This is a genomic window from Amphritea atlantica (assembly GCF_900111095.1).
GTDB classification, from domain to species: Bacteria; Pseudomonadota; Gammaproteobacteria; order Pseudomonadales; family Balneatricaceae; genus Amphritea; species Amphritea atlantica.
The window spans coordinates 41,383-54,283 of the sequence record NZ_FOGB01000002.1 but is presented as its reverse complement, the minus strand read 5'-3'; the positions used below and the strand labels follow the sequence as shown (position 1 = coordinate 54,283).

Sequence of the window (12,901 nt, the reverse complement as noted above, 5' to 3'; positions counted from 1 at the left end):
TGCAAAGGGCCGTGAACTGCTTTGATCAGAAGCTTGCCGAGCAGATAAGCAAAAGTGAAGAAACAGATTCAGCCCGACATTGACACAGGCCATGTGAGCCGCGATGAAACGCCTCACCCGGCTTGATGTGGGCGCTCCATCTACGGAATAATCAAACAGATTTGTTGTGCAGATCTGTTATCCGGTTTTGAATATTGCTGCCAGAACCCTCTGGATATTGTCGCTAAATAGGGCGATCGCAATCAAAATGCGCGAAAATGATGCGCTCTTATCCGGACATCGTTCATCGTAAAATATAGTTTTTGTGCATAGTGCACTGTGAAGCTTTAATCAATAAAGTTCAGCAGGAACAGCACTTAAATTGGTTACCTATTTAACTTTAGGGTGGTATAAGCTTTGCTGCTAACAGGTTGTACAAAAAATTCAATCAACCTGAAAAGTTTAGCGGAGCCTGATATGGAACCATCGGATTATCCACTGAGTGAAGTGCCTGAAACTGATCGTAAAGGCCTGCTCTCTACATCTGTGCTATTGCTCGGTTTTACCTTTTTTACTGCCACCATGTGGGCTGGCGGTACCCTGGGTAAGGCCTTTTCTTTCGGTGAGCTGATGCTGGTGATTATGCTGGGCAACCTGTTGCTCGGCATCTATGCGGCGGCGCTTGCTTATATTGCCTGTAAAAGTGGTCTGAATTCGGTATTGATGGGGCGCTTCTGCTTTGGTGAGATCGGCAGTAAATTGTCAGATTTTATTCTGGGTTTTACCCAGATCGGCTGGTATGCCTGGGGTACTGCGACGGTATCTACCGTACTGGTTAAAACCACCGGACTGCCTGCCAGCTTTGAAACGCCCCTGATGATCGGCTTCGGCATGGCCTTCTGTATTACCGCCATGATTGGTTACCGTGGCCTGGACTGGTTATCCCGGTTAGCAGTCCCCTCCATGATGCTGTTTATTCTCATCAGCCTGTATACCGGGATGATCGATATCGGTGGTTTCGGAGGGCTGATGATGCAGTCGCCAACTGAGAGCCTCAGCTGGGCTGCGGCAGTCACTATGATTATTGGTACCTTCGTCAGTGGCGGAACGCAGGCAACTAACTGGAGCCGGTTTGCTAAAACACCGAAAATTGCCGTGATCGCAACGCTGGCAGCATTCTTCTTTGGTAATGGTCTGATGGTGCTGACCGGCGCGCTGGGGACCATGATCTATCAGCAGGCGGATATTGTTGATGTGATGATCGCCCAGGGGTTTGTGGTGCTGGCGGTGCTGATGCTGCTGATGAATATCTGGACCACTCAGGACAATACCATCTATAACTTCGCGGTGGCGGGTTGTAATCTGCTGCGCACCGATAAGCGCCGCCTGGTTACCGTTGTTGGCGCCGCCATCGGTACCGTGCTGGCCGTCGGGGGGATGTATAACCTGCTGATCCCATTCCTTATTTTGCTGGGAACCTTTATCCCGCCGATTGGTGGTGTGATTATGGCTGACTTCTGTTTTAACCATAAAGGCAACTACCCCAAACTGGCGACGCAGCCTTTGCCTGCGTTCAACTGGCTGGGGCTGGCGGCCTATGGTATCGGTTCGCTCGCAGCTTACAGCTCGCCGATTTTGCCGCCGGTGGTTGGGGTGCTGGTTGCGGTGATCAGCTACACCGCTTTGCTGCGGCTGCCGTTTGCCAATTCGTCCCCTGATATTGTGAAAAGCTAATGCCAATACTCTGTGCTGATATTCCCCGTTTGCCAGGCCTTGAGAGTATTTGCCTGGTCGCGGGGCTGCGTGGCAGCCAAATAACAGTTCGCTGGCCCTATGTGGCGGAAGATGAAACCCTGGGGCCGTGGTTGCGGGGTGGAGAGCTGATCTTCATTACCGGCATTAATCAGCGGCGCAGTGAGCAAAACCTGCAACAGCTGATTCGTGAGGCGGTTGAACACAAGGCCGCCGGCATTGTGATACTGACAGGATCTGAGTTCATTCGCTCGATTCCGGCCAGTGTCAAAGCAGTTGCCAATGAACTGGGGTTTGCGCTGTTTGAGCAACCCTATGCGCTGCCGATGGTGCAGGTGACCGAGGTAATCAGTAACGCCATTGTGCAGGATAATCTGATTGGTCAGTCGACCCGGTTGTTCCTCACCCGCCTGATCAATGGCTATGCGGATACGCCGGAGCTGATCCATCTGCGCGCGGCTGATCTTGGGTTGAGTGATACCCGGCCCTATGCGGTGCTGGCGTTGCGGCTGAAAGGTTTTAGTCAGCGTCTGAGTCGTGATGATCCGGCGGATCAGTGGAAGTTTATCCATGAGCGAGCGCTGCTCGGGGAGCAACTGACAGAGTTGCTGATGCGCAGGGGGATTGACTGGCCGGTGCTCGAGTATGAGCAGGACTTGTTAGCCATTTGGCCAACGACCGCGGCGCACTCTCCGGCACTCTCTGATGAGTTGACTCAGGCCCTTGAGCGATTAAAGCCCGATCTTGAGGTGTTTGCCGGTGTCAGTGATCTGCAACCGGGGCTGAGCACCATTGCGAAAGCTGCGGAACAGGCCCGGCATGCGGTGCAGTTTGCGGTGCAGCAGGGTCAGGCATTGTTTTTTTATGATCAGTTAGGGATTGCCCGGTTGTTTGATGCCATTCCTCAACGTAGTGTGTTAGCACAGTTTTGTCAGCAGCAACTGGGGTCTCTGTGTTTTGCCCGTGATCCCCGTTCGACTATGCTCAAGGAGACCCTGAGCCAGTTTATGAACTATTTTGGCAATCAGCAGCAGGCGGCTGAGTCGTTGGGAATTCACCGGAACACCCTCAGTCACCGGTTAAAACGGATTGAGCAACTGATCGATTGCCCGCTGAATGACCCCTTTGCCCGGCTGAATCTGCAAAGTGCATTATTGATCGAGCAGATTCTGTTTCAACATCACAATATAGAGAGTTAACGCGAGAATACCTATGGAGATTGTCAACGCTCGTCTGCGACAGAGTACGGCGCTGTATACCCTGGAGATCGATAATGGATATTTCACAGCGATCAGCAAACAGGACAACCGGGTAAGCGCGACAGCTGATCAGATTGATGCCGATGGCCAGCTGGCCTGCGCCCCGTTTGTAGAACCCCATATCCATCTGGATGCGGCCCTGACGGCGGGTGAACCCAACTGGAATCAGAGTGGCACTCTGTTTGAGGGGATCGAGCGCTGGGGCGAACGTAAACCGCTGCTTAATGAAGCGGATATCCGCCGCCGGGCTTTGCAAACTATCGAGTTGCTGGTGCAGAACGGCGTGCAGTACATCCGCACCCATGCCGATGTCAGCGATCCCAGCCTGGTGGGATTGCGTACCCTGTGTGCCTTGCGTGATGAGCTGGCCAGTAAGATAGAGATTCAGGTGGTGGCATTTCCTCAGGAAGGCTTACTCTCTTTTCCGGGCGGGCTCGGGTTGATGGAGGAGGCGTTGCAGATCGGTGCCGATGTGGTGGGGGGGATTCCCCACTTCGAATATACCCGTGAGCTGGGTGAAGCGTCGATGAAGAAGGTGATCGGACTGGCGCAGGAATATGATCGGCTGGTGGATGTCCACTGTGATGAAACCGATGACCCGAACTCTCGCTTTCTTGAAGTGTTGGCGGCCGAAGCGCTGTTCAATAATATGGGGGCGAAAGTTACCGCCAGCCACACTACCGCGATGGGCTCTTACGATAACGCCTACTGTTCAAAGCTGTTCCGCCTGCTGAAAAAATCGGGCATTAATTTTGTCTCCTGTCCCACTGAAAGTATCCATCTGCAGGGGCGCTTTGACAGCTATCCCAAGCGTCGTGGCCTGACGCGGGTGAAAGAATTGAATGAAGCCGGTATTAATGTCTGTTTTGGCGAGGACTCCATTTTTGATCCCTGGTACTCACTGGGAAATGGTAAGTTGCTGCGCAGCCTCGATTTTGGTCTGCATATCTGCCAGATGATGGGTTATGCCGACTTCAGTCAAGCGCTGGACTTTATCAGTGACAACAGTGCCCGGACACTCAATGTTGATCATCGCTATGGTATCGCCGTCGGTAAGCCCGGCAGCTTTATTCTGCTTGATGGTGAAGATGACTATTCGGTGATTCGACGTCAGGGTGAAGTGCTGTTATCGGTACGCAATGGCGATGTTATTATGCAGCGCGAGCCTGCCTATGTGGTCACGCCTCAATGGATTACCGGTGTTGACTGACGCTGATTGAGATTATCTACCCTCCATTTTGATTATTGTTACCGTAGGCAATGCCGGAATAACAGGATAGGATTGGCACTGGCATTTTTTGTGATGCGCGGATAAACATACTCAAGGAGTTAGGAAGATGATCGATCCCGTCAGTAGCTTTGCGATTGAATTCGTAGCAATTCTGGGCGGCATCCTGCTGTTGATCTTCGTCGGTGGGCTGATTGCCGCACTGATTATTTATCAGATCGATAAGCATCAGACCCAACAGACCATTCGCCGTAACTATCCGTTGTTTGGTCGCTTCCGTTATATGTTTGAACATCTGGGGGAGTTTTTCCGGCAGTACTTCTTTGCCATGGATCGCGAGGAGATGCCGTTCAACCGGGCGCAACGTAGCTGGTGTTACCGCGCTGCAAAGAATATCGATAATACTATCGCCTTTGGTTCATCCCGGGATCTGCGGGTGCCGGGGACCTATTATTTCCTCAACTGCCCCTTTCCGACGCTGGAGGAGGATGCAGCTAAAAATCAGCCGCTGCGCATTGGGCCCTATTGTCGTCAGCCCTACGATGCTAAATCGTTTTTTAATATCTCCGGTATGAGTTATGGCGCTATCTCAAAACCCGCTATACGGGCGCTGTCAAACGGTGCCCGTGAAGCGGGCTGTTGGATGAATACCGGCGAGGGGGGATTATCGCCCTACCATCTGGAGGGCGGCTGCGACATCGTTTGCCAGATCGGTACCGCTAAATATGGCATGCGTGATAATCAGGGCTTACTCAGCGACGATAAGCTGAGAGAGAAGGCCGCCTATAATCAGGTACGGATGTTTGAGATCAAGCTGAGTCAGGGGGCTAAGCCTGGTAAAGGGGGGATGCTGCCAGGTGAAAAAGTGACCGCTGAGATCGCCGCCATCCGTGGTATCCCCGAAGGGGTTGCCTCGATCAGCCCGAACCGCCATCCCGAGGTTGATAGTGCCGATGATCTGCTGGATTTGGTCTGCCATATCCGCGAGGTTACCGGGAAGCCGGTTGGCTTTAAGCTGGTGTTGGGTTCAACTGACTGGCTGGATGAGTTTTGTGAACGGGTGGTTGCCCGGGGGCTGGAACATGCGCCGGACTTTATTACCCTGGACAGCAGTGATGGTGGTACCGGTGCTGCGCCGATGCCGCTGATGGATAGCGTCGGGCTGCCGTTACGGGAGAGTCTGCCAATCCTGGTGAACAAGCTGATTATGCATGGCTTGCGTGAGCGTATCCGGGTGATCGCGTCGGGTAAGTGTATCAACCCCACTGATGTGGCTGCGGCACTCTGCATGGGCGCTGATTTCTGTGTCAGCGCACGGGGCTTTATGTTTGCACTGGGGTGCATTCAGGCGCTGCAGTGTAATAAAAACACCTGTCCTACTGGCATTACGACTCATGATAAGGATCTGCAGCGGGGGCTGGTGCCGGAGGATAAAGCGGTCAGGGTGACTCACTACCATGATAACCTGGTGCATGAAGTGGAGATGATTGCGCACTCCTGCGGTGTGCCGGAGCCGAGAAAACTGAAGCGCAAACATGCCGCGATAGTGATCGACAGTGGCCGCTCGGTACCCCTGGATATTCTTTATCCGGAGATGTAGTGGTGCCAAAGCAAATAAAAAAGCCTGCGCAGATCTGGCAGGCTTTTTTATTGTCAGGCTTCAGATATCATCAAACCAGAGTTCATCGTTAATCTGATATTCCAGCTCTTTGCGCTGTTTGTGTTCTTCGATTGCCCGTCTGACTGCCAGGCTTTTCTGGCTGGCTAGTTTTTGTTGAGCCTGCTTCTCTTGCTCCTCAATACCGACGATGATATCGAAGACCGTTGTTTGGATTTCATTCAGATCCTGATCTTTCCGTATAAGCATAGCATGTACTCCTATACCCTCTGTAAAGTCCACCTGAAAGCCCATAAATCTGACAGGCTAACAGACCGCCTCGCATTTCTGATTAACAGGGAATCTCTTTTTTATACCAGAAAAAAGAGAATTTCAATGAGTCAAAGGCCTTATAAGCGGCGATAACGGGGAAGATAGTGACGTAAAAATGTTACAAAAAGAGGAAATTCCGGGCGATTTATTCTTCTGGTTTGCGCAGAGGCAGGCGCTTATCGTTCTGACGCAGACTTTTCAGGCTGCGCTTGATCGTTTTCAGGTGGTCCAGCAGGCCTGGTCCCAGTTTCATCGCGACTCCCACTGCGAGAACATCGATCACCACCAGATGAACCACCCGGGATGACATCAGCGTACTGAGGTCTTTATCCTCTTCCAGATCGATATGGATGGCGATACTGGCCAGGTCGGACAGCGGGGTGTTGCTGGGGCAGAGCGAGATAACGGTGACACCGGCATCTTTAACCAGTTTAACCGCATGTAGCAGATCTTTGGTTCGGCCGGTCTGGGAGATCGCGATGACAACATCCTGCTCTGTCAGGGTGGTCGCTGAGATCATCTGCATATGCGGATCAGAGTAGGCAGAAGCGGCAATCTTCAGACGGTGAAACTTATGCTGGGCGTCGTTACACACCGGGGCGGATGCGCCAAAGCCATAGAGTTCCAGCCGGTTAGTGCTGGCGATGGCATTGATCGCTTCTTCCAGGGTATTGGCATCAAGCTCCTCCCGCACCCGCATCATATTGCCTACGGTTGAGTCGAAGATCTTTTGCTTGAACTCGCTGACGGTATCTTTGCTGTTCAGTGAGAACTGTTCAAAGTTGGCGTTGCTGGCAAGCCCCTGAGCGAGGGTCAGCTTAAAGTCCTGAAATCCATCGTAGTGGAGTGCACGGCAGAAACGCACCACGGTCGGCTCACTGACATTCGCTTCTGAGGCCAGATCGACAATACGCATATGGATGACATCCGATGGATGCTCCAGAACGTAATCGGCAACTTTCTGCTCTGATTTTCGCAGACTGGTTTTTGCGTCAGTAATAGATTTAAGAAGATTAAGCGGCTGCAAGCTGGTTTCCGTTCTCAGGTTAGGCGTAACGCAGGAGAGTATATCAGTAATTCAGCTTAATAGAATAAATGCGTCTCTTAATCCTGCTGCATTTTATCTTTGCTGATTAATCGATGGGGCTGTGCTTACTATTTGAAATTGCAGCCTTTATGACTTGGTGCTATGTTCAGTGGGTTATAGATAAAAAATACAATAACGTTAGACAGTTAGATAACTAAAATGACGATTAGGGAGAAGCCTTGTGAAACGTCGTGAGATTGTCAAAGTCCTTGGTCTGGGCGTTGCTGCTGCTGGCCTGGCAGCCTGTACCGAAGAGAAAAAAGAGGTTGCTGATTGTAAACCGGCAGCACCGCAACCTGCCGCACCGGCCGTTGCAACAAAGCCGGAAACCATTGAATGGAAAATGGTAACCACCTGGCCGAAGAATTTCCCTGGGCTGGGGACGGGTGCTAACTATCTGGCTGACCTGATTGGTCAGATGACCGGTGGTCGTATCCATGTGAAAGTTTATGGTGCTAAAGAGCTGGTGGGCGCGCTGGAAATTTTTGATGCGGTTTCCCGGGGAACCGCGGAAATGGGGCATGGCGCTTCCTATTACTGGAAGGGTAAATCTCGTGCTGCGCAATTCTTTGCTGCGGTACCGTTTGGTCTGACGGCGCAGGAGATGAACTCCTGGCTCTATCATGGCGGCGGTATGGAGTTGTGGGAAGAGGTGTATGGGGAGTTTGGGCTTATCCCTGGTGCGGCCGGTAACACCGGGGTGCAGATGGGCGGCTGGTTCAACCGGGAGATCAACTCGGTTGACGATCTGAAAGGTCTGAAAATGCGGATTCCGGGGCTGGGTGGTGAGGTGCTTAAGCGTGCCGGTGGTACTCCGGTGCTGCTGCCAGGCGGCGAGATCTTCCCATCGTTGCAATCCGGTGCCATCGATGCGACAGAGTGGGTTGGACCCTACAATGATCTGGCGTTTGGTCTGCACAAAGCGGCTAAATACTACTATTACCCTGGCTGGCATGAGCCAGGTACAACGCTTGAATGCTTTATGAACAAGGAAGCCTTTGAGAAGCTGCCGGAAGACCTGCAGGTTATCGTCCGGAATGCGATCCGGGTGGCTAACCAGGATATGCTGGCTGACTTCACCGCTAAGAATAACCGGGCGTTGGAGCAACTGGTGAATGAGGAGGGTGTCGAGCTGCGTCCGTTCCCTGACGATGTGTTGAAGCAGATCAGAACGCTGTCTGATGAGGTTGTAACTGAAGAAGCCGCTAAGGATTCTATGACGCAGAAAGTATTCGATTCTTTCGTGAAGTTCCGCGAGCAGGCGATCAAGTGGCATGCGGTTTCTGAGCAGGCTTACCTTAACGCCCGTACGCTATAAGCGCTTATTAACTTAGAAATGAAAGACTAAAAGCAGGCAATATGTCTGCTTTTTTATTCCCTAAAGAAAACATATTAAATATAAATGTTATAAGCAGAATTCTGATTTTCAGGGGTATTTCAGGAAGCCCTCATATATTAAGGCTGAACTAACGATATATGAGGAAGTAGACATGACTATTAAATTTTTAACAGGTATTACTCTGGGGCTAGTAATGGTCTCATCTGGCGTATTTGCTGCCAGCCCTACTTTGAATGCCCCTTATTCCAATGATGTATTCAACAATTTTAAAGTTAATTCCAACTACGGAGTTCATGGTTCAGAAATGCGGAGCATGTCTATGCCTGATCAATCTGTTGGTGTTGATAATGCAATGAGTAGCGACATAATGACTCCGATGTGGAGTTGGGATGCTGATTCATCAAGGTAAGTAAAACAGCCTTTTATATAAAAAAGCCTCATGGTGTATACCATGAGGCTTTTTTGACATTGGCTCTGATCTAACCATAAACCAGATGTGGCAGCCAGGTGGCCATCGCAGGCCATTGTGCAAGGGCCATCAGGGCCACCAGCTGAATCATAATAAACGGAATCACACCGCGGTAGATCTGCATGGTTGAGATAGTTTCCGGAGCTACTCCACGGAGGTAGAACAGGGCAAAGCCAAACGGCGGCGTCAGGAACGAGGTTTGCAGGTTGAGGGCGATCATCACCCCAAGCCAGATCGGATCAAGTCCCATTGCCAGCAGAATAGGGGCAACAATCGGTACCACGACAAAGGTGATCTCGATAAAGTCGAGGAAGAAGCCCAGCAGGAAGATCACCAGCATAACCAGTGCTACCGCACCAAACACCCCTCCGGGCAGATTAGACAGGAAGTGGCGTACCAGATCATCCCCACCATAGCCACGGAACACCAGCGAGAAGATTGATGCACCTACCAGAATAATAAACACCATCGAACTGACCTGTGTGGTGGTGCGCATCACATCCTGAAGGATGGACAGGGTGAAACAACGGCGAGCCATCGCCAGCACCATTGCGCCCACTGCACCGACTGAAGCGGCCTCTGTGGGAGTTGCCCAGCCTCCCAGAATTGAGCCCAGTACCAGACCAACCAGAAAAACCGGGGGTAACAGTGCCGAGATCACCCGTTTAAACATGTTATCCATGGCGTCCCGTTCATCTTTTGGGATCGCAGGCACGGTGTCGGGGTGGAAGATCGCCTTAAAGATCAGGTAGACGATATAGGCACCTACCAGCAACAGGCCGGGCAGCAGTGCACCAAGAAACAGGTCGCCGACAGTCACTGTTTTGGGGGAATAGATTCCCTGATCCAGTTGCGCCTGCTGATAAGCTGAGGAGATAACATCACCCAGCAGTACCAGCACAATTGAGGGCGGGATGATCTGTCCCAGCGTGCCCGAAGCACAGATGACCCCGGTGGCGACCTTCGGATCATAACCCCGGCGCAACATGGTGGGCAGCGATAGCAGCCCCATGGTGACCACTGTCGCACCGACGATACCTGTGCTGGCGGCCAGCAGCATGCCAACAACGGTGACTGATATACCCAAACCGCCCCGGAGCGGGCCAAACAGTGCAGCCATAGTATCCAGCAGTTCTTCTGCAATTTTGGATTTTTCCAGCATCACGCCCATAAAGACAAACAGGGGCACGGCGATCAGCACCGAGTTATTCATAATACCGAACAAACGGTTGGGCACCGCTTCCAGGAAGCTTGCCTCAAAGTGACCGGTCATTATGCCGATAGCGGCAAATATCAGCCCGGTGCCCGCGAGGGAAAACGCCACTGAGTATCCCAGCAGCAGAACAAAGATGGCGCCGACAAACAGCAGTAAGGGTAAAAATTCCATCATAACGGGTGCTCCTGAGCGTCGGCTTCAGTCAGATGTGCCTGGCCGGTCAGTACCAGCAGGTTGCGTAACAGTTCAGCAATGCCCTGTAACACCATCAGTACCGGCATCAGCAGCAGTGAGCTTTTGAGAATGTAAAGCGCGTCAATCCCTCCGGCCTCCTGAGAGCCTTCCATTGTATGCCATGAAAACATCACATAGTCCCAGGAGATCCAGAGAATAAACAGTGAAACCGGCAGCAGCAGAAACAGAGTGCCGACGATGTTGATGATCGCCTTGCCCCGTTCGCTCAGGGGGCGGTAGAAGATATCCACCCGGACATGGCCGTCATGCTTGAGCGTATAGCCTGCGCCAAGCAGAAAGACAAAGCTGTGCATATAGATGACGGATTCCTGCAACTGAATGTTGCCAATATTGAGGATATAACGCATTACAACGACAACAAAGGTCACCAACACCATCAGCAGAGTTAACCAGGCAATGCTGCGCCCGGTCCACTCGCTGAGACTGTCCAGTCCTCTGATGACCGCTACAATCGGATTCTTGTTATTCATGGTTTAACTTCCGCTAAGAGCTGACTTTGCATTTGAAGTATACAGTAAAAAAGCGAATCGAATCAGCGGATTAATCAAGGCTGCTCTGAACACCGAAACCGTCTGGAGTGTTGCAGTAAATCAAGTATAACTGCTGCAAAATGATTCCTGCGCGGTACAATAGGATCGAAATAGAGTCTGGGGGAGTATCTGATGTCACAATGGTCACTGGAAAAAGAGCTGCAAGCGCTCGATGGATGGCAACTGAGCGCCTTCTCCGTGGCGCTGACGGAGCGGATGTTTCCCAACTTTGCACTGTTTTCTACCCTGCTTGAGTTTGGTGATCGCGATCAGGTGCGCAGCATCCTTGATGGTGTCTGGAATAAGCTCGGTAATACCGGAGCGAAAATGAACTTCGAGGTGCAGCAGGCTAATGTGGAAGCCAATATGCCTGATCTTGACGAATTTGATATGTATGGCGCATCCCCGGCTCTGGATGCGATGGTCGCGCTGTATTCAACCATCAACTGTTTGTTGGAGCCGAACCGGACAGAAGCGGCCAGTGTTGGCAATCTGTCACTGGAGTGCGTCGCGACCTTTATCGAGGTGACTGCCGACGCCGATATGTCCGATGAAGAGCTGCTGGTCTATATCAGCCATCATGAGATGATGCAGCAGGAAGAAAGCTTTCAGGAAGAGGTGATTAACCGGCTGGCGGCGATGAAGAGTGCCTCGGCTGCAGCTATTCAAGACCTGAAATTGCTGGCTGCAAATGAGGGCGTCAGTAATATTGGAGTCAGTGAAGAGTAATGTTACGACTGGGTCTGATATTGCTGATACTCCCCGGTGTGGTTTTGATGGGGGTGTTCTGGTCTGAACTGAGCAGCGTCAATGAGTGTCTCTCTGCAGGAGGCTCATTTGATTATATGGCAGAGGTCTGCGATATGCAGGCATCGCATCCATTTATCCCCTTTGCTGTTCGTAATCCGCAGTTTGTAAATTTGACGATGCTGGCCAGCGCGGCTGGCTTTTGTTGTTGTCTGCTTGGACTCTATGTTCGCAGGCGTTGAAAAAGGATTTAAGAGTTATGCGACGTTTTTGGCTGGGTCTGCTATTGGCGATTATTGTGGGCGTTTTTTACAGCTGGCTGAACGCACCTGAATGGCTGGAGAGCTGGAATGAAGAACACCAGACGATGGTGGAGCAACAGCGTCTTGAAGGTATCTCGGCCGGCCAGCAAACCGATCAGCAAGGCTGTCTTACGGATGCGTTGCAACGGGTAGAGCAGTGTGATGACTCTGAATACCGCTGTACGGTCAGTGGCGGAACATACTTTAAAGCGTGCTGGGAAAGCAGCCAGCCAACAGTGGGTATCTGCAATAACATCCCTCCTTTTCATGAGAAGGCCACTGAAGATGATAAAGCCTGGGTAAAAGATCGCTGTACAGAGCTGGGCTTGCTGGCGAAAGGGTGTCGACTGATTATGCGACAACAACAACAGCTCTGCAGTGATGCGCCCTGATTGTATAGGGCTTTTAATGGCATATTACCCAGTTTGGGAGGTTGTTTTGCCGGCAGAAGCTGCGCCAGATCATTGACTTCCTGTTACTGTATTTTCTGGCTTAGTATTTGATTTTTAAGAAACCCTTCACCGCTGCTGCGTTCGTTTACAGAGATCTTAACTGGACGCTGCAGTCAATAAATCAATCCTGACTGACTGTCTTGGTCTTGTCAAAACCTTACATAAGCCGTAGTTTGATACAGCTGTTTGAACCCGGCGCTGACTGACCGGTTCAGCAGAAAAAGAAGCACTTGTTTTACAGACAATAAATATAACAAAGGTCAATTGGCGCTGCTTAAGATCAGGCGGGCCAGTTTGGTTTATGTAGAGCGTGATATCCGCAAAATCTAAAGTCGCTGAGGCGCTTAAGTAAACGG

General features: G+C 51.4%; 13 protein-coding genes. 9 read left to right on the top strand and 4 right to left on the bottom strand.

Annotated elements, in window-relative coordinates:
* The first annotated feature begins 456 nt into the window (after positions 1 to 456).
* The 4 genes from codB (at position 457) to BMY09_RS03475 (ending at position 5,818) form a co-directional block, all read left to right on the top strand.
* Positions 457 to 1,713, top strand: a complete 1,257-nt coding sequence (gene codB, locus BMY09_RS03490; protein ID WP_091354110.1) for a cytosine permease — start codon at positions 457 to 459, stop codon at positions 1,711 to 1,713.
* Complete coding sequence (locus BMY09_RS03485) at positions 1,713 to 2,930, top strand: PucR family transcriptional regulator (RefSeq protein WP_091354107.1); 1,218 nt, start codon at positions 1,713 to 1,715, stop codon at positions 2,928 to 2,930. Before codB ends, BMY09_RS03485 begins: the two co-directional genes overlap by 1 nt.
* 13 nt (positions 2,931 to 2,943) lie before the next feature.
* Positions 2,944 to 4,200: a cytosine deaminase gene (codA, locus tag BMY09_RS03480; RefSeq protein WP_091354104.1), complete on the top strand. Its 1,257-nt coding sequence runs from the start codon at positions 2,944 to 2,946 to the stop codon at positions 4,198 to 4,200.
* A 127-nt stretch (positions 4,201 to 4,327) separates the two neighbouring features.
* The gene (locus tag BMY09_RS03475) at positions 4,328 to 5,818 is read left to right on the top strand and encodes an FMN-binding glutamate synthase family protein (RefSeq protein ID WP_091354102.1); all 1,491 of its coding nucleotides are present in this window, start codon (positions 4,328 to 4,330) and stop codon (positions 5,816 to 5,818) included.
* A gap of 60 nt (positions 5,819 to 5,878) precedes the next feature.
* Here BMY09_RS03475 and BMY09_RS03470 read toward each other — a convergent pair whose 3' ends face one another.
* Both BMY09_RS03470 and BMY09_RS03465 read right to left on the bottom strand, forming a co-directional pair.
* Positions 5,879 to 6,085 (bottom strand): PA3496 family putative envelope integrity protein, encoded by a 207-nt coding sequence (locus BMY09_RS03470; RefSeq protein ID WP_091355220.1) that lies wholly within the window; start codon positions 6,083 to 6,085, stop codon positions 5,879 to 5,881.
* A gap of 208 nt (positions 6,086 to 6,293) precedes the next feature.
* Positions 6,294 to 7,175 carry a MurR/RpiR family transcriptional regulator gene (locus tag BMY09_RS03465; protein ID WP_091354099.1) on the bottom strand — a complete coding sequence of 294 codons (882 nt, stop codon included), beginning with the start codon at positions 7,173 to 7,175 and terminating at the stop codon, positions 6,294 to 6,296.
* 241 nt (positions 7,176 to 7,416) lie between these two features.
* On the opposite strand from BMY09_RS03465, the gene BMY09_RS03460 reads away from it, so the two are divergent.
* A complete protein-coding gene (locus BMY09_RS03460) occupies positions 7,417 to 8,553 on the top strand; it encodes a TRAP transporter substrate-binding protein (protein ID WP_091354096.1) in 1,137 nt (378 codons plus the stop codon).
* Between the two features lie 172 nt (positions 8,554 to 8,725).
* Entirely contained in the window at positions 8,726 to 8,983 is a 258-nt protein-coding gene (locus BMY09_RS21995) for a hypothetical protein (protein WP_139203127.1), read from the top strand.
* A gap of 70 nt (positions 8,984 to 9,053) precedes the next feature.
* Here BMY09_RS21995 and BMY09_RS03455 read toward each other — a convergent pair whose 3' ends face one another.
* The gene (locus BMY09_RS03455) at positions 9,054 to 10,433 is read right to left on the bottom strand and encodes a TRAP transporter large permease (protein WP_091354093.1); all 1,380 of its coding nucleotides are present in this window, start codon (positions 10,431 to 10,433) and stop codon (positions 9,054 to 9,056) included.
* Positions 10,430 to 10,984 (bottom strand): TRAP transporter small permease subunit, encoded by a 555-nt coding sequence (locus BMY09_RS03450; protein ID WP_091354092.1) that lies wholly within the window; start codon positions 10,982 to 10,984, stop codon positions 10,430 to 10,432. The genes BMY09_RS03455 and BMY09_RS03450 overlap by 4 nt, the downstream gene beginning before the upstream one ends.
* 192 nt (positions 10,985 to 11,176) lie before the next feature.
* On the opposite strand from BMY09_RS03450, the gene BMY09_RS03445 reads away from it, so the two are divergent.
* Genes BMY09_RS03445 through BMY09_RS03435 form a run of 3 tightly spaced genes read left to right on the top strand, consistent with a single transcriptional unit; the run spans position 11,177 to position 12,485 of the window.
* Positions 11,177 to 11,773, top strand: a complete 597-nt coding sequence (locus BMY09_RS03445) for a YjaG family protein (protein WP_091354090.1) — start codon at positions 11,177 to 11,179, stop codon at positions 11,771 to 11,773.
* Positions 11,773 to 12,033: a hypothetical protein gene (locus tag BMY09_RS03440; RefSeq protein WP_091354087.1), complete on the top strand. Its 261-nt coding sequence runs from the start codon at positions 11,773 to 11,775 to the stop codon at positions 12,031 to 12,033. Before BMY09_RS03445 ends, BMY09_RS03440 begins: the two co-directional genes overlap by 1 nt.
* Before the next feature lie 17 nt (positions 12,034 to 12,050).
* Complete coding sequence (locus BMY09_RS03435) at positions 12,051 to 12,485, top strand: hypothetical protein (protein WP_091354085.1); 435 nt, start codon at positions 12,051 to 12,053, stop codon at positions 12,483 to 12,485.
* The last annotated feature ends 416 nt before the right edge of the window (positions 12,486 to 12,901 follow it).